This is a genomic window from Posidoniimonas polymericola (assembly GCF_007859935.1).
GTDB classification, from domain to species: Bacteria; Planctomycetota; Planctomycetia; order Pirellulales; family Lacipirellulaceae; genus Posidoniimonas; species Posidoniimonas polymericola.
The window spans coordinates 443,238-459,274 of sequence record NZ_SJPO01000003.1 but is presented as its reverse complement, the minus strand read 5'-3'; the positions used below and the strand labels follow the sequence as shown (position 1 = coordinate 459,274).

General features: G+C 66.2%; 15 protein-coding genes. 6 read left to right on the top strand and 9 right to left on the bottom strand.

The genetic code is table 11. The features are described from left to right. Positions 1 to 12: 12 nt before the first annotated feature. Positions 13 to 678 carry a superoxide dismutase family protein gene (locus tag Pla123a_RS08595; RefSeq protein ID WP_231956361.1) on the bottom strand — a complete coding sequence of 222 codons (666 nt, stop codon included), beginning with the start codon at positions 676 to 678 and terminating at the stop codon, positions 13 to 15. 734 nt (positions 679 to 1,412) lie between these two features. On the opposite strand from Pla123a_RS08595, the gene Pla123a_RS08590 reads away from it, so the two are divergent. Genes Pla123a_RS08590 through Pla123a_RS08580 form a run of 3 tightly spaced genes read left to right on the top strand, consistent with a single transcriptional unit; the run spans position 1,413 to position 6,580 of the window. Continuing rightward, positions 1,413 to 3,242 (top strand): DUF7453 family protein, encoded by a 1,830-nt coding sequence (locus Pla123a_RS08590; RefSeq protein WP_146585871.1) that lies wholly within the window; start codon positions 1,413 to 1,415, stop codon positions 3,240 to 3,242. 13 nt (positions 3,243 to 3,255) lie between these two features. After that, positions 3,256 to 4,914 carry a DUF7453 family protein gene (locus tag Pla123a_RS08585; RefSeq protein WP_146585869.1) on the top strand — a complete coding sequence of 553 codons (1,659 nt, stop codon included), beginning with the start codon at positions 3,256 to 3,258 and terminating at the stop codon, positions 4,912 to 4,914. Positions 4,915 to 4,927: 13 nt separating this feature from the next. After that, complete coding sequence (locus tag Pla123a_RS08580) at positions 4,928 to 6,580, top strand: DUF7453 family protein (RefSeq protein WP_449301101.1); 1,653 nt, start codon at positions 4,928 to 4,930, stop codon at positions 6,578 to 6,580. On the opposite strand, the gene Pla123a_RS08575 is transcribed toward Pla123a_RS08580, so the two are convergent. The 7 genes from Pla123a_RS08575 to Pla123a_RS08545 all read right to left on the bottom strand — a co-directional run bounded on the left by Pla123a_RS08575 (position 6,577) and on the right by Pla123a_RS08545 (position 13,026). Then, the gene (locus Pla123a_RS08575) at positions 6,577 to 8,664 is read right to left on the bottom strand and encodes an elongation factor G (RefSeq protein WP_146585865.1); all 2,088 of its coding nucleotides are present in this window, start codon (positions 8,662 to 8,664) and stop codon (positions 6,577 to 6,579) included. The two genes, Pla123a_RS08580 and Pla123a_RS08575, sit on opposite strands and share 4 nt — an antisense overlap. A 491-nt stretch (positions 8,665 to 9,155) precedes the next feature. Beyond that, the gene (gene hisA, locus Pla123a_RS08570; protein ID WP_146585863.1) at positions 9,156 to 9,872 is read right to left on the bottom strand and encodes a 1-(5-phosphoribosyl)-5-[(5-phosphoribosylamino)methylideneamino]imidazole-4-carboxamide isomerase; all 717 of its coding nucleotides are present in this window, start codon (positions 9,870 to 9,872) and stop codon (positions 9,156 to 9,158) included. A 105-nt stretch (positions 9,873 to 9,977) separates the two neighbouring features. Continuing rightward, positions 9,978 to 10,583 carry an imidazole glycerol phosphate synthase subunit HisH gene (gene hisH, locus Pla123a_RS08565; protein ID WP_146585861.1) on the bottom strand — a complete coding sequence of 202 codons (606 nt, stop codon included), beginning with the start codon at positions 10,581 to 10,583 and terminating at the stop codon, positions 9,978 to 9,980. Positions 10,584 to 10,701: 118 nt separating this feature from the next. Continuing rightward, positions 10,702 to 11,493: an OmpA/MotB family protein gene (locus Pla123a_RS08560; RefSeq protein ID WP_197527800.1), complete on the bottom strand. Its 792-nt coding sequence runs from the start codon at positions 11,491 to 11,493 to the stop codon at positions 10,702 to 10,704. Positions 11,494 to 11,713: 220 nt separating this feature from the next. Beyond that, positions 11,714 to 12,079: a four helix bundle protein gene (locus tag Pla123a_RS08555; protein WP_146585857.1), complete on the bottom strand. Its 366-nt coding sequence runs from the start codon at positions 12,077 to 12,079 to the stop codon at positions 11,714 to 11,716. Beyond that, the gene (locus Pla123a_RS08550; RefSeq protein ID WP_146585855.1) at positions 12,066 to 12,755 is read right to left on the bottom strand and encodes a hypothetical protein; all 690 of its coding nucleotides are present in this window, start codon (positions 12,753 to 12,755) and stop codon (positions 12,066 to 12,068) included. Before Pla123a_RS08550 ends, Pla123a_RS08555 begins: the two co-directional genes overlap by 14 nt. Before the next feature lie 25 nt (positions 12,756 to 12,780). Beyond that, positions 12,781 to 13,026, bottom strand: a complete 246-nt coding sequence (locus Pla123a_RS08545; protein ID WP_146585853.1) for a BON domain-containing protein — start codon at positions 13,024 to 13,026, stop codon at positions 12,781 to 12,783. 340 nt (positions 13,027 to 13,366) lie between these two features. Here Pla123a_RS08545 and Pla123a_RS24540 point away from each other — a divergent pair, with 340 nt between their 5' ends. From Pla123a_RS24540 to Pla123a_RS24535, 3 genes are read left to right on the top strand one after another with little or no spacing between them, the layout of a single operon-like run. After that, a complete protein-coding gene (locus Pla123a_RS24540) occupies positions 13,367 to 13,564 on the top strand; it encodes a hypothetical protein (RefSeq protein ID WP_197527799.1) in 198 nt (65 codons plus the stop codon). Between the two features lies 1 nt (position 13,565). Next, on the top strand, positions 13,566 to 14,897 hold the full coding sequence (locus Pla123a_RS08540; protein WP_197527820.1) for an APC family permease: 1,332 nt from the start codon (positions 13,566 to 13,568) through the stop codon (positions 14,895 to 14,897). Next, positions 14,894 to 15,148 (top strand): hypothetical protein, encoded by a 255-nt coding sequence (locus Pla123a_RS24535; protein WP_197527798.1) that lies wholly within the window; start codon positions 14,894 to 14,896, stop codon positions 15,146 to 15,148. The genes Pla123a_RS08540 and Pla123a_RS24535 overlap by 4 nt, the downstream gene beginning before the upstream one ends. A 97-nt stretch (positions 15,149 to 15,245) precedes the next feature. Here the strand turns inward: Pla123a_RS24535 and Pla123a_RS24530 are convergent, their stop codons facing one another. After that, positions 15,246 to 16,010, bottom strand: a complete 765-nt coding sequence (locus Pla123a_RS24530) for a PEP-CTERM sorting domain-containing protein (RefSeq protein ID WP_197527797.1) — start codon at positions 16,008 to 16,010, stop codon at positions 15,246 to 15,248. Positions 16,011 to 16,037: the final 27 nt, after the last annotated feature.

Here is a 16,037-nt window from a genome sequence, read left to right as displayed (position 1 = left end):
TACGCAGTCCGTCTACGGCGACTCGTTGCCGATGCCGATCACGCCAACCGCCACCCGGGCGCCGGCGTCGCCGGAGGGTTGGCTCTTGAGATCGTCCTCGCCGGCGTGCACGACAATCGAGCGGCCGAGCACAAAGTGCAGCGGCACGCCGTCAACCTTCACGTCGACATTGGCCACGCCCGAGCCGTCGGCCTCGATGTTGCCGAGGTCGCCGGCGTGGTGCTGCTCGGCGTCGGGGCCCGCGTGGTCGTGGCCATCAGGGTTGAAGTGGCCGCCGGCCGACTTGCCGTCGTCGGAGCGCAGGTCGCCGTACTCGTGGATGTGGAACCCGTGCATGCCAGGCTCCAAACCCGAGATCTGACCGCTGACCATGAAGCCCTTGCCCTCGCCCTTCAGCTCGAGCGTCCCGGTGACGCCGCTGTCGTTGAAGTTCTCGAGCCGCACCACGGCGAAGCTCGGCATCGCGACCTCGTCGGCCATCGCGTGACCCGCGGCGGTGTGGTTCAGCTCGGCGTTGGGCATCCGGTGCTCGGCCACCGCATGACCGGACGGGCCAACATCCTCGGCCTGCCCCACATCGGGCTCGTCGGCCTCGGGCGCCTCGCAGCCGGCCAACGGGATCAGCCCCGCCAGGGCGAGCGTCGCTAGCGTGGGCTTCCAACCGAATTTGAATGTCATCGTGTGCTCCTTGAGTCGCTTGTTTCGACGCCGGGGAACGTCCGCCCCCGGCTGGAGCCACCACCTAGTGCAGACGGCGCGCCGCCCGATTGACCGGTTAGGCCGGCGATGGCGGCGATTCACCTGACTGGCAAGCAGCCGCGGTGCTCGGCCGCGGGTCAGCCCGCACGCTGAGCGCTCAGGTAGAATCGGCCCCTCCGCTGTGCCTGCCTCTCCGCCATGCCAGCCCAGCCCCCCGCGCTCGCCACTTCTCTCACTGCCGCAGGCCGCTCGTTGTGCCCTCCTTCATTCTGTCCGAAAAATCGAGCGGAGGGGACAAAACCCCTGCCGCAAGATTGCCCTCGGGCTGCGTTTCCGCCTGCTATTGCATTATTTCCGCGGACGACGCGGGGAAATGGTGCATGGGGTTTTGTCCGCCGTGGGGTTTTGTCCCCAACGGAGAGTTCGACGGCCTCCGGTCCCTACCTCCTGCAAGCCTGGCGCCCTGGCGGGCCCTCGCCAATCCCAAGCGACTCACCGCGCAGCAGCCACCCGCGGTGGCAGGCCTGAAAGGGCCATCCCGTCGGCGTTCTTGGAGCTACAGCACTACCCCTGATTGGATCACAACCGCTGGCTCGTTTCCACAAAGAAATGGCGAGACAGGGCGAGCAAACGCTTGGCGCGCCGGAGAGGTGGTCCAGGTGAATTGCGGAGTCGAAAATGGGTCAAGAAGAGTTGTCTCGCAAGAAAAACAGGTGTCGGACACCATTTTAGTTTTCGGGACGAAACAAGTTGCTTGCCCCCCGCTGACCGCCTATCCTGCAGGGGCGGCGCCGATTACCGCAAACAGTGGGTCGTCCGCTCTTCAGCCTTTGCTCCGCTCGATATCTCCTGCCGCGACTCTGTTCCATGAAGGTCAGCTGATGAAGCCGCTACCGTTTTCCTGGCTGGGATGCCTCCCGCTCACGGCCGCTCTGGCCATTCTGCTGCCCGTGGCGCGCTCGCAGGCGCTGACGCCGGACCTCGCGGTCATTGCGGTGTCGGGGCAGTCGGCGGTAGACGCGGGCGTCGATTACCAGTTCGGCAGAGTGTATGGGCGACTGGTCGGCCCGAATGGGGAAGTCGCCTTCGGGGCTGACCTCGAAGGGCCCGGCGATGTGCCGTCGCGAGAGTCCCTGTGGCGGAACGGCCCTCAGGCCCCGCAGCTCGTCGCACTCGTCGGCGACGCGGCGCCAGGAACCGCAGACGGCTCGGTCTTTGAAGCCGTGAGTCCGCGTCAATTTGCGAGCGATGGAACGCTGTTCTTCATGAGCGACCTGGCCGAGACGAACAACACCCCGAGCTTCGGCTTGCTTTCTCATGGGTCAGTGAGCGGCAGCAACCTCCTGCTTCGATTCGCTGGGCAGTTCAGGCCCGGCGTCGATGTGAACGAGAACGGCGTGATCGCCGCCACCGTCGAACATAGTCTCTATCGCTACGAAGGCCCGTCGTACACCCCGCAGCTCGTTTTCGCTTCGGGAGATCCAGCGCCAGGCCTCGACTACGAAACGCCACTCTATCTCGGCGTGGTCCAGATCAACAAGAAGGGTGAAGTCTTCGTTGGAGGCGGCATCATCAGGGAAGCCGGCACCCTAGAGCAGCATAATTTGTACGGCTACTGGATCGCGGATGCGGACGGAAGTCTCAGCAAAGTATACCTAGAGGGCGATTCCGCCCCGGGCTTTGCGCCAGAGTATAGTATCCCTCGAGGGTACGTCCCTTTCACAGGTGACGTTAGTTTCAACGACGCGGGGAAGGTGGCCTTTTGGGGCGGTGTCGTCGAGTTCGATGCCATAGTCGCCTCCCCTCCCATGTATAATTTTAAGAGTAAAATGATATGGACGACTAACGAATCGGGTGAGCTAGAAGCGTTTGTCCAGGATGGCTCCCTGGCGCCGGGAACGGCCGGGGGCGCGTTTTCGGGGCTCTTAGGGCCTTCGCTCAGCAGCAAGGACGACATCGTATTCGCCGCCGACGTGACGCCGAGTGGACCGGAAATGCGCAGCGGGATCTGGCGGGGCTCCGATTCAGAACCGCTCGCCGCGGTCGCTCTCGAGGGGCAGCAGGCGCCGGGCCTGCCACCCGGCGTGGTATTCTCCGAGCTAGGCTGGTTCGGCCCCGACTCCGGCGAGCCTTCGAGCTACGAGGTCAACGGCAGCGGCCGGGTCGCGCTGCATGTGTTCCTCGACAACAACTCCGGCGTCGACCTCGGCTCGGCGCCGAGCGGGATCTGGGCAGAAGACCTCAATGGCGCCCTTACCCTCATCACCCACACAGGCGCCGCGCTCGACGTGAACCCCGATCCGGAGATCGTTGACCAGCGCGTCATCGCAAGCCTGTCGACCCTCGGCGACACCTACGAAAACACCTCGCAGAACTACTTCAACGACCGCGGCCAGATCTTGTTCACCGCCACCTTTACCGACGGCACAACTGGCGTGTTTGTCTCGAACCTGGTGGCGGTCCCGGAGCCGGCCGGCCTTGCATTGATCGCGACCGCCGCCGGACTGCTGCGCCGCCCGCGGCGACACGCCGCCCCCATCTAACGAAAATCGGCTCATGATGATACGCACCAGCCGGTCGCCCCGGCTCTGCTGGACGATTGCCCTGCTCGCCATTCTGCTGCCCGCGGCGCGCTCGCAGGCGCTGACGCCGGACCTCGAGGTCATTGCGGTGTCGGGGCAGTCGGCGTTGGAGCCGATTGATGGTTACGAAGCAAGATCCGTTGGAGCTCGCCTGCTCGGAGCAGACGGGCAGGTCGCATTCTCTGTTCTGATGAAAGGAAGCGGCATCGACAACTGGCTGCACTCACTCTGGCGGAGCGACCAGCAACACACCGAGATGGTCGCGTTGGCTGGCGAACCGGCCCCCGGAACCAATGACGGCTCTGTCTATGGTCTCTTGGACCCCCAGCGTTTTGTGTCCGATGGCACGCTCTATTTCCTAAGCGACCTCTCGCCGATTGGCCGTGAAAGATCTAAGGGGCTACTCGCCCACGCCGCGGGCGGTTCAGCCACGCTCCAGGCACGCTTTACAGAGACATACCGCGACCATATGTCCATTAATCAGAACGGCTTGACTGTTGTATTTGCGAACGACAGGAACATCTACCTATACGAACACCTTTCAAGCTCACCGCGATTGGCCTTTGAAAGAGGCTCCAACGCACCGGGATTCGACGTCGACCAACCGCTCGCCCTGGGCGTCCCCAGTCTCAACAACCAGGGTCTGTTCGTAGCCGGAGGTGGGCTTCGAAGCAGCGACAAGAACAACACTGGCTACTGGACAGTCAACCAGGCCGGTGATGTCACCCAGGTCGTGCGTGAGGGATCGCCGGCGCCGCACTCGCTTCCGATGGCTGAGTTCGGAGACATGAATCTCTTCTTTCGAGCGTTTCCTTCTAGAGCGGTCATTAATGACGCCGGCCAGGTGGCGTTTCACACCGGGGTGCGTCTCTCGACAACACCGGTAGACGAGTACGAAGATTTCGCGATCTGGGCAACGGACTCGGCAGGGGTGCTGCATCCCATCGCTGAACGATCCGCGCTTGCTCCAGGAGGCGGTGGCTTGGTGTTTGACTACCTGTTCGAACCGCTGATCAGCAACCACGGCGATGTGGTCTTCGCGGGTGACCTCCGCACGTCCAGCCCGGAGCAGATTTTCAGCAATAGTGGGATTTGGAAGGGGCGTGTCGACGAAGACCTCGTCCCGGTTGCGCTCGAAGGGCAACAGGCCCCAGGGCTGCCAACCGGCGCTGTGTTCGGCGACTTTGGCTTTGCCGCTGAGGTAGCTCTAGAAGGTGGTTCCTTCGAAGTCAATGGAAGCGGCCGCGTCGCGTTCACCGCCCGTCTCCGGATCAGCCCGGACGCCGACCTAGAACTTGGCAACAGTCCGCACGGCATTTGGGCCGAGGACCTGAACGGGGAATTGCAGCTCATCGCGCATACCGGCGGTACGATCGACGTCGACCCCGATCCGGCAGCCGTCGACGAGCGAGTAATCCAAAGTATTTGGAGCCTAGGCGCTATCAACGGCAACGTTAGCCAGCAGTACTTCAACGACCGCGGCCAGATCTTGTTCACCGCCACGTTCACCGACGGGACAACCGGGGTGTTCGTCTCGAACCTGGTGGCGGTCCCGGAGCCGGCCGGCCTTGCGCTGATCGCGGCCGCCGCCGGCCTGCTGCGCCGCCCACGGCGACACGCCGCCCCCATCTAACGAGAATTGGCTCATGATGATACACGTCAGCCGGTCGCCCCGGCTCTGCTGGACGATTGCCCTGCTCGCCATTCTGCTGCCCGCGGCGCGCTCGCAGGCGCTGACGCCGGACCTCGAGGTCATTGCGGTGTCGGGGCAGTCGGCGTTGGGGGTGATTGCCGGCTACGAAGCACGGGGCGTGGGAGGCCGCCTGCTAGGCGCCGACGGGCAGGTCGCATTCGGGGTAGGTCTTGTTGACAGCTCTGATAATGTCCGGTGGTCTCTATGGCGTAGCGACCGGCAACACGCCGAGGTGGTCGCCGTGACCGGCGAACCGGCGCCCGGAACAGATGACGGCTCCGTCTACAGTTATCTGCCGGCTCACCGCTTTGTGCCCGATGGCACGCTCTACTTTACAAGCGATCTACTTCCGAGCAGCGACGGAAGAACGTTCGGTCTGTTCGCCCACGCCGCGGGGGGAACGGCATCGCTCCAAGCTCGTTCAACCGGGGTCTATTCCTTGGATTGGTCGATCAATCAGCTTGGCAGGTCTGCTGTAAGGGCAAACGATGGGAGTATCTACTACTACGACCACCTATCCACGACTCCGTCGCTTGTTTTCGAAGCAGGATACACCGAGCCGGCGTTCGGCCTGGCTTCGCTTTCCCTGTTCGGTGGCCAGTTGGTCCTCAACGACCAAGGGGTGCTGCTGTCGGAGGGAAGCATCGGCTACACCTACGGCACTGCAGACTATTACGACTCAGGATTCTGGACCGTCGACCGAGCCGGAAAGGTGACGGAAATTGCCCGTGAGGGCAGCCCGGCGCCGGGCTACGGCCCCGGCCATGTCTTTGGGCCCCTGGGGCTCAACAAATGGCAGCGGGGAGCGGCCGATATGAACAGCTCCGGTGAGGTAGCCTTTATCGGCGATGTTTATTCCACTGCGCCCCCGGCGTTTGGAGGCGTGGATGTATGGGTCACCGGCCCGGACGGTCAACTCCGATCAATCGCATCATGGGGCGACTCCCTACCCGGGGCGGAAGGCATAACCCTGGGGTACCCCTACCCCCCCACGATTAGCGACAGCGGAGTCGTTGTGTTCGCCGCCGACCTGGAGACGGGCGATAGAGACCGGGACAGCGGCATCTTTAAGGGGGCGAGCCGCGAAGATCTTGCCGTCGTAGCAGTCGAGGGGCAGCAGGCGCCCGGTCTCCCACCATGCGCCGTTCTTGGCGACTTCGGTGAGTGGGGCTGGTCGGGCCAGTGGGCCACGTTTGAGGCGAACGCCAGCGGTCGTGTCGCGTTCCATTGTTTCGTCGTCAATGACTCGGGCTTTGACCTCGGCCCTGAACCGAGTGGGATCTGGGCAGAGAACCTGCAAGGCGACTTGCAGTTGATTGCCCACACCGGCGAGAGTCTTGACGTTAACCCGGATCCCGCCATCACCGACGAACGGGTGATCGAGAGGCTGTCTCCCTTCGGCAACGACCTGTTCGCCACTTCGTCGCAGAAGTACTTCAACGACCGCGGCCAGATCTTGTTCACCGCCACCTTCACCGACGGCACGTCCGGCGTGTTTGTCTCGAACCTGGTGGCGGTTCCGGAGCCGGCCGGCCTTGCGTTGGCCCTCGCCGCCGCGGGCCTCCTGTGGCGCCCACGGCGGCGTTCGTCTGGTCGCCAGACTTAGTCCTCGTCGTCCTTCATCTTCGCCTTGGCGATGACTTCCTGCTGCACGTGGCCGGGGACCGGCTCGTAGGCGGCGAACTCCATCGTGTAGCTCCCCTGCCCGCCGGTCATGCTGCCGAGGGTGCGGGCGTAGGTCATCACCTCGGACAGCGGCGCCTTGGCGGTGACCACGGTCAGTCCGCCGGGGGCCTGGTCCATGCCGAGCATCTGCCCGCGGCGGCCGGAGAGGTCGCTGCTGACGTCGCCGACGTTGTCGGCCGGCACGGTGACCTCGAGCTTGACGAACGGCTCCATCAGGGCCGGCTGCGACTGCTTGAAGACCTCGGCGAACGCGCGGCTGGCGGCGGTGCGGAAGGCGGTCTCGTTGGAGTCGACCGGGTGGTCCTTGCCGAAGTGCACCTCGACGCAGACGTTCTGCACCGCGCAGCCGGAGATCACGCCCCGCTCGATCCGCTCGAGGAAGCCCTTCTCGATTGCCGGCATGAAGTTGCCGGGGATCGCCCCACCGACGACCGTGTCGACCCATAGGAAGTTCTGCTTGGGGTGGTAGTGGGTGTGCTTGAGCTGCGGGAAGCGGTCCTTGGTGGCGTACTCCTCGGGGTCGGTCCCCTCGGGGAGCGGGTACATGCGGATGTGGACCTCGGCGAACTGGCCGGCCCCGCCGCTCTGCTTCTTGTGGCGGTAGCTCCCCTCGCCGTTGGCGGTGATCGTCTCGCGGTAGGGGATCTTCGGCTCGTGGGTCTCGATCTCGACGTGGTCCCGCCGGGCGAGCCGCTCGCGCACCAGGTTCAGGTGCAGCTCGCTCATGCCGGTCAGCACGGTCTCCTTGGTCTCGGGGTCGTGCTCGACGTGGATCGTCGGGTCCTCCTCGACCAGCTTGTGGAGCGCGGCGGAGAGCTTGGCCTCGTCGCCGTGGTTCTTGGGCGACACCGCCAGCCCGATCATCGCGGTCGGGAAGTTGATCGGCGGCAACTCGATCTCGCCGAGCGACATGCCGGTGTGCAGGTCGTCGCACTTGGCGACCGCCACCAGGTCGCCGGGGCCGGCCTCGTCGATCGGCTCGGTCTTGTCGGCCTGCACCCGCAGCAGCGCGCCGATCCTGATCCCCCGGTTGGTCTTGCTGCAGGGGACCGTCGAGTCGCGCTTGAGCGTGCCGGAGTAGACGCGGATGAACGACAGCTTCTGCACGAACGGGTCGACGCGGGTGCGGAACACCTGGGCGGCGAGCGGCGCGTTGGGGTCGGCCTTGAGGGTCACCTCGTCGCCGTCTTTCTTCCCCTTGTGGGGCATCTCGCAGGGGGAGAACGCCTCCTCGGCGAGCATGTCCATCAGCTCGGTGACGCCGACGTCGGACTTGACGCTGACGCACACGACCGGGGTGACCGCGCCCTGCTTCTCGGCCTCGACCGCCAGCCGGGCCAGCTTGGCGTGGTCGGGCTCCTCGCCCTCGAAGTACTTCTCCATGACCTGCTCGTCGACCTCGATGATGGTCTCGACGGCGGTCTCGTGGACGGCTGCCAGGTCGACCACCGAGGAGCTGCCGTGCACCGGGTCGAGCGCGCCGATCACCTCGTGGAGGCCCTCACCGGTGGCGTCGGGCGCGTCGAACAGCACGCACTCCTTGCCGAAGGTCTCGTGGATGTCGTCCAGCAGTCCGCTGAAGTCGATGTTCTGGTCGTCGAGCTTGGTGATGCAGAGGATCCGCGCGAGGCCCGCCTTGCCGGCCTCTTCCCAGACGCGCCGCGTGTTGACCTTGATGCCGGCGTGCGCGTCGATGCAGATGAGCGCGGTGTCGACGCCCCGCAGGGCGCTGATGGTCTGGCCGATGAGGTCGGGGTAGCCGGGGGTGTCCAGCACGTTGAACCAGCGGCCGTTGTGCTCGAAGTGGGTGAGGGTGGCCTCGACCGAGTGCTTGTGGTGTTTCTCCTCTTCGTCGAAGTCGCAGATGCTGGAGCCGTCGTCGACGCTGGGTCGACCGTTCACCGCGCCGGACTTCACGAGCATGGCGTCGACCAGCGAGGTCTTGCCAGACGAGCCGTGTCCGCACACCGCGATGTTGCGGACATTTTCAACATTGATAGCCATTGTCGCCTCCGAGAGCAGAAAAGGGAAAGAAGCGGAGGTAGGACGAAGCGTCACGCAGGGCGCCCGTCGATACCGCCCGTCGGGGCCGCGCGTCGAGGGGGCTCGACAAGGGGCTCGACGATAAAGATCGACGCATCGCTTGCTGCTGGTCGGGCGGCTCCTTCTGTGAGAGAAGTGGAGAGAGTCCGCGGGGCTGGCGGCGGTCGGTCCGCCGGGTCCCTCTACTAGATATTGTCGTCCGTAAATGGGGCGGCGCAAAGGCGCTTTACGGCGATCGAGCGCGGGTTGTCAACAACGCTCACTGTGCGTGCGGAAGCGACACGCCAGAGGCGGCAGAAACGCGCCAATCACCGCCAGCAGGGCCGCATCGTGCTAGAGGAATCGATGCCAGTGGAATCGATGCCAGTGGAATCAATGCTAGAGGAGCGGCGTCCAAGCGGTTGATGGCTTGGCGGGCGGGGCCCCCCACACCGACTAGGCGGAGGGGGCGATTAGTCGCCGGCGACGCCGACCGCTTCGGCCAGGTCGATGGCGCCCTCGTACAGCGCGCGGCCGATGATGCAGCCGGCCAGGCCGGCCTCGTGCAGGGCGCGGACGTCGTCGATCGAGGTGACGCCGCCGGAGGCGACCACCGGCAGCTTGACGGAACGTTGCATCTCGGCCATCGCCGCGACGTTGGGGCCGGACATCATGCCATCGGTGGCGATGTCGGTGTACACGATCGCCGCGACCGGCTCTTCGTTGAACTGCTGCGCGAGCTCGACCGCGGTGGCGTCGGAGGTCTCGAGCCAGCCGTCGGTGGCGACCCGCCCGTCGCGGGCGTCGATGCCGAGCACTAGGCGATTGGGGAACTTGCGGACGATCTCCTGGAACCAGTCGGGGCGCTTGATGGCCGACGTGCCGATCACCAGCCGGTTGAGCCCGAAGCCGAGCAGCTCCAGGATCGACTGCTCGTCGCGGACGCCGCCGCCGAGCTCGACCTGCATGTCGACGTTGGCCACGATGTCCTGCACCGCCGGCAGGTTTACGGAAGTCCCCTCGCGGGCGCCGTCGAGGTCGACGACGTGCAGCCGCTTGGCTCCGGCCGCGGCAAATTGTCGCGCCACGGCGACCGGGTTGTCGTCAAAGACCGTTTCCTGCGCGTAGTCGCCCTGCCGCAAGCGGACACACTTCCCGCCCCGCAGATCGATCGCCGGCCAGACTTCCATCACGCACCCTAGTTAGAACAGAGACGCCGTTTCAGCGCCACCAATATCGCAAATGGCAGGGGCGGGTTCAAGCCGCGGCCTCGGGGCCTGTGTCTGCAAACTGGGTCACAGCTCCGCAAAATTCTTCAGCACCCGCAGCCCGTCGGCCTGGCTTTTCTCCGGGTGGAACTGCGTGGCGAACAGGTTGTCCCGCTCGATCGCCGCGCAGAAGGGGCCGCCGTAGTCGCACTCGGCGGCGACGACGCTTGGGTCGGTCGGCGCAACGTAATAGGAGTGAACGAAGTAGAAGTACGACTCGTCCTGGATCCCGGAGAACAGCCGCGTCGGCCTGGCGAATCGGGCCTGGTTCCAGCCCATGTGCGGGACCTTCAGCTCGGCGGGCACGGCGAACTTCCGCACCTCGCCCGGCACGACCCCCAGGCCCTGGTGCTCGCCGTCCTCGTAGCTGACGTCCAGCAGCAGCTGCATCCCGAGGCAGACGCCCAAGAACGGCTTGCCGCCGGCGATCGCGTCCTTGATCGGCTCGACCAGCTGCTTCTGGTGCAGGGCCGAGATGGCGTCGGCGAACGCGCCCACGCCGGGCAACACCAGCTTGTCGGCGGCGGCGATCTCGTCGGGCCGGTCGGTGATGGTCGCCTCGTGGCCCACCTTCTCCAGCGCCTTCTGCACGGAGCGGAGGTTGCCCATCTCGTAGTTGATGATCGCCAGCATGGAAGGAGAGACGCCTTACTGAGTCCGGGGAGCTTGGTTGCGGACTCTAGTTTAATCTCCGCGGGCGTGCCGCGGCATGGGGGCGGCCCCGCGAGGCCAACGCCCTGGCCCGCGGCGGTTAGCGGCGGCGGACCACTTCCGGGTAGACAACCACCTCGAGCCGGCGGTTCGCCTGGCGGCCCGCCTCGGTGGCGTTGGACATCCGCGGGTGGTTGCCGCCGTGCCCGATGACGAACAGCTGCTGGGCCGGCACGCCGGCGGAGCGGGTCAGCAGGTCGTAGGCCGCCGTGGCCTGGGCCACCGACAGGTGGTGGCTGGTAGGGAACTGCGGCGACGCGGGCGGGGCGCTGTCGGTGTGGCCCTCGATGCCGATCACCTGCTCCGGGTAGTTGGCCAGCAGGTCCGCGGCGACCCGCTTCAGCAGTTGATCGCCGCCCGGCTTGAGCTGGGCGCCGCCGTACTGGAAGACCTCGTCCGCCGGGATCGAGACCCGGATCGTGTCGCCGTCCTGCCGGACCTCGACGCCCGGCAGGCTGCCGACGCTGAGCGGCCGCAGCAGGGTGTTGTTGGCGCGGATCCCGGCGGCGCCGGGCGTCTTGACGCTGGCCATCATCGCCTGGGTGCGGTCCTGCAGCTGAACCTTCTCTTGCTGCAGCCCGGCGAGCTGGTCGGTGGTGGCGCGGAGCTGATCCTGGGTGGCCGAGATCTGCTCCCTGAGCAGCTGCGACTCCTGCCGCGACTGGGCCAGCAGCGACTCGAGCTCCTGGTTGTCGCGGTCCAGCTCTGACGCGCGGCTCTGGTACTGCTGCTGTTGCTGGGCGAGGGTCTGCTGCTGCTCGGGCGAGAGCTGGATTGCCTGGGCGGTCTGCTGCTGCGGCTGGAACACAACACGACCGCAACCGGTCAACATCGACAGGCAAACAAGGCAACAGATTAACCGCCGGGCGCTCATCCTTGAGGCAATCCGGTTGGGAGGGGGGGCAATTCGCGGCGCCGCGCGCCGAGCCGTTCGAGGGCATAGCGGCGGGTGATCACGGGGCGGAGCGTAGCAACCGCCCCCCGACGGGCCAAGATCAGTTGCCAGCGGGGTCACGCCGACGCTAGCAGTGCGGCGCCTGGCAGTTTGCCGCCTAGCAGTGCTCCAGCGCCATCGCCATGCAGTTCAAGAGCGAGCCGATCCGCTCCGCCCGACGCTGCGCCGGGCAGGTCTGCTGCGGGCTGAGGTAGCCGTGCCGCACCGCGGCGGCAATCTGGTCCTCGAGCTCGGCGAGGGTCTGACGGGCGTGGACGACGTGGGCCCGGTACTCCTTGCCCTCTTGCCCGTAGCCTTTGGCGAGCTGCCGCGGCACGGAGGCCGACAGCCGCCGCATCCTCACGGCGATGCCGTTCGGCCGATCTTCGGGCGCCGTTAGAGAGATCTCGCGGATAGCGTGCACCAGCTCGAGCGAGCTCTGCCACGCGTCGAGCCGGCGGTAGCCTTTGTCAGGGTTGCTCATCGGTCAACACGCCCCCCAGGGGCGTGCTCTGTGGTGTCGAGTCAGAGAGGGAAGTCAGCACAACCGGCCGCGACGCGCCGGCGCGGCCGTATTCTGCCGCGGCGCCAGTCGGTTCTGCCGCGGCGCCAGTCGGTTCTGCCGCGGTGGGAGTCGGTTCTGCCGCGGCGCTGGTCGGTTCTCCAGCTGTGCAAGCGGGCTTGGCCGCGGCGCCCGGGTAGCTGCCGTAGAAACGCTTAATAAAATTCCGCCGCCACGGCATCGGGGCGTGGGGCTCCCACCCCATGCGGGCCATGAAGCGGTCGGAGAGGCGGCCATTGGCCGCGTCGCAGAGCAGCGCGTCGGCCTGCTTGATCTCGGCGATGCGGTCGAGCACGCGCACCGCGGAGAGGAACGTGCGGTAGCTCGTCCCGCCGGTGGTCGCGACGTACTTCAGCGCCAGGAACTTCGCGTGCCGCCGCGGCTGGTTGTAGTACAGCCGGCAGCGGTCGGCGGGGCCGCGCTCGTGGTAGCTGTCGCCGACCGGCCACAGCTCGCGGAGCGAGAGCAGCTTCGGCCACGGCCGCAGGGTCACCGACACAAGCCGACCGGCGTGGGTCTCGATGACCCCGTAGCGGCCGCGGCGGATGGCTTCCCGCCCGGCGGCCAAGTCGTCGGCGACTTCGATCCAGGGCGGCATGGCGGTTCTCGGCCAGAAGGGCGGTTTAGGTCCAGCTCACCTGCAGCAGGTTCTCGATCCGGTCGACACCGTCGAGGCGGCGGACCAGCTCCTGAGCCATCTGCTTCTCGAAGAAGGTGCTGACGCTGCCGTGCAACCGGACCGAGCCTTCAGCGGCTTCGACGCGGAGCTGGCTGCCCGGCACGTGGGGGCTGGCGGCCAGGGCGTTGCTGACCCGCTCGCTGAGCAGGTCGTTGGCGGGAGAGGTCGGTGCGGCGGCGAGATCGATCATAATGGCGGGCAGGGAATCAGGAGGGTGCGGGAGGGATTCGGGGAGGGGGTGCGTGCCGGGCCGCAGCACTGGCCGCCCGTAGAAGAATAGATCGTCCCCGGCGCCACGCGGCGTTAAGCCTGGCAACTTTTTCCTGCCACGTAATTGGCGGGGTGCGATCAGGTTGCGCCGGTCAGAACGGTCGCCGGGCGATTGTTCCTGAGGAGTCCCCACAGTTGCGGCAAAGTTTTCCACTCCAGCTGGGGGGAATCTGGCGCCCAAGATGCACATGATGGCGGTTCGTCACGCCCGCCCGGCGCCGCCGCGGCTCGTGATCGTCCCCTCGCCCTGCCGCCCACCAATGCCGACGACTACTAGCGTGGAAGCCCCGCCCCCAAGGCCGGCCGCCCACAAGAAGGGGGGATTGGGGACGCTCGCGTCGACCGCGATCTGCGGGAACGACATCACGTCGTCGTGCCTGTACGTGTCGGCTCTGGCGATCTTGTACGGCGGCCGCTGGGCTCCGCTCGCGCTGCTGATGGTGGCCGCGTTGCTCTAACCTGTTCCGCGGCATCTACGCCGAGGTCGTCGGCGCGCTGCCGCTCAACGGCGGGGCCTACAACGCGCTGCTGAACACCACCAGCAAGTTCCGCGCGTCGGTCGCGGCGTGCCTGACGATCCTGTCGTACATGGCCACGGCCGTGATCTCCGCCGGCGAGGCGATGCACTACGCGCACGACCTCTGGGCGCCGCTCAATGTCACGATCGCCACGATCTGCCTGCTGGCGGCGTTCATGCTGCTGACCATCCTCGGCATCAGCGAGTCGTCCCGCGTCGCGATCGCCATCTTCCTGACCCACCTGGCGTCGCTCACCACCCTGCTGGTCGTCGGCGTGGTCTACCTGCTGAACAACGGCTTCGGGCTGCTGACCGAGAACCTCAGCACGCCGACCGAAACCGGCCCGGCCGAGGCGATCTTCTTCGGCTTCTCCGCGGCGCTGCTCGGCATCTCGGGGTTCGAGAGCTCCGCCAACTTTGTCGAGGAGCAGGCCGAGGGCGTGTTCCCGAAGACGCTCCGGAACATGTGGCTGGCGGTGTCGTTCTTCAATCCGATGATGGCGCTGCTCGCGCTGGCGGTGGTGCCGATCGTCGTGGTCGGCGAGCACGAGGAGACCCTCCTCTCGTACGTCGGCGCCCAGACCGGCGGCAATTGGCTCGCCTGGCTGATTTCGATCGACGCGGTGCTGGTGCTCAGCGGCGCGGTGCTCACCAGCTTTGTCGGCGTGAACGGCCTGGTGCACCGCATGACGCTCGACCGCTGCCTGCCCCAGTTCCTGCTCAAGACCAACCGCCGCGGCAGCACCCACCGCATCATCATCACCTTCTTCCTGCTCTGCGTGTCGGTGCTGCTGATCACCCGCGGCGAGCTCAAGGCGCTCGCCGGCGTGTACACCATCTCGTTCCTGGCGGTGATGGCGCTGTTCGGGTTCGGCAACATCCTGCTGAAGGTCAAGCGCGAGGGCCTGCCGCGGCCGACCCGCGCGCCTTGGCCGTCGGTGCTGGTCGCCATCGCGGCGGTGGTCGCCGGCATCATCGGCAACGCGGTCCTCAACCCGCCGTACCTGGAGGTGTTCGCCGAGTACTTCTTCCCCACCCTGCTGTTCGTCGTGGTCATGCTGGAGCGGATCAATATCCTGCGGTTCTGCCTGTTCGTGCTGCAGGCGACCGTCAGGGGGACCATCCGCCCGCTCAAGGCGATGACCCGGGCGATCCGCGCCAAGATCAAGCAGATCAACGCCCAGCAGATCGTGTTCTTCACCCGCGGCGACAACATCGCCAACCTCAACTCGGCGAGCTGTACGTCCGCCAGAACGAGCACACCAGCCGCGTGAAGATCGTCACCGCGGTCGAGGACGACAGCCAGATCCCGCCCCGGCTCGAGGAGGACATCCGCTTCCTCGACGAGGCCTACCCCGAGATCGACATCGATTTTGTCGTGGTCCACGGCGAGCTCTCGCCGCGCCTCATCGACGAGCTCTCCGCCAAGTGGCGGATCCCAAACAACTTCATGTTCATCGGCTCCCCCGGCGACCGCTTCCCGTACGGCCTGGCCGACCTCGGCGGCGTGCGGCTGATTATCTAGCCCAAGCCGGGCACCGCAGCCGGCCCGTAAAAAAGAAACGCGGCCGTCCCTAGCAGGCACGGCCGCGTCCTCTTCGTAGTCAGAATAAATGGGGGCGTTAGCGACGCCGACGCCACAAGCCGCCGGCCGCTACGGCCGCCAGCAGCGACAACGCGGCCGGCTCGGGCACCGCCGCGAGCACGTCGACCTCGAACAGCAGCGGCGAAGAAATGGCCGCGGTCAGCCCGTCGTCGACGCTGGTGAAAGGATTGACGCCGTCGAACGGGTCGCGGTACTGCCCCTGCGAGTTGTCGACCGCGTAGAAGTCGAACTGCAGGTTGGTGACCCCGCCAGCCAAGACACTTGAGGCGTCGTCGAACACGGTGACCAGCGTCGACCCGATACCGCCCGCGTTGGTGGTCCCCAGCGGGTCCGACTCGAAGTATCCGAGCAGGTCGAACGATCCGCCGTTGTCGGTCGAGGTCGAGACCGTGAAGGTCGAGAACACCCGCCCGTCCTTGCCGTTGTTGCCGGTCAGCACCTGGATCGAGCCGATATCCGACGCGGCGGCGAGGTCGTACTGGATGCTCTTGGTCGGCGCGCCAGCACCGGGGAAGTCATTGAGCAGGCCTGTCAGCCCCGAGCCGAGGATGCCGGCGCCGTCGGTCAGCGCGGGCAGTTGGTCGGCGGCCGAGGTGTTTGCCGGGTGCCAGCCGGTGTCGGCGGGCAGCTCGGTTGCGATCAGGCCATCGATCAGGTCGCCGACGACAATCTGAGCGTCCAAGCTGGTCGACTCGGGCCCGTGCTGCGTGGTGGAATCGACCGCCGCCTGCGCGTGAGCAGCAATGAGAGCGAGTGAAGCCGTTATCCAAAATCGTTTCACGAGACTAGTCCTCCCGGATGAGAAACA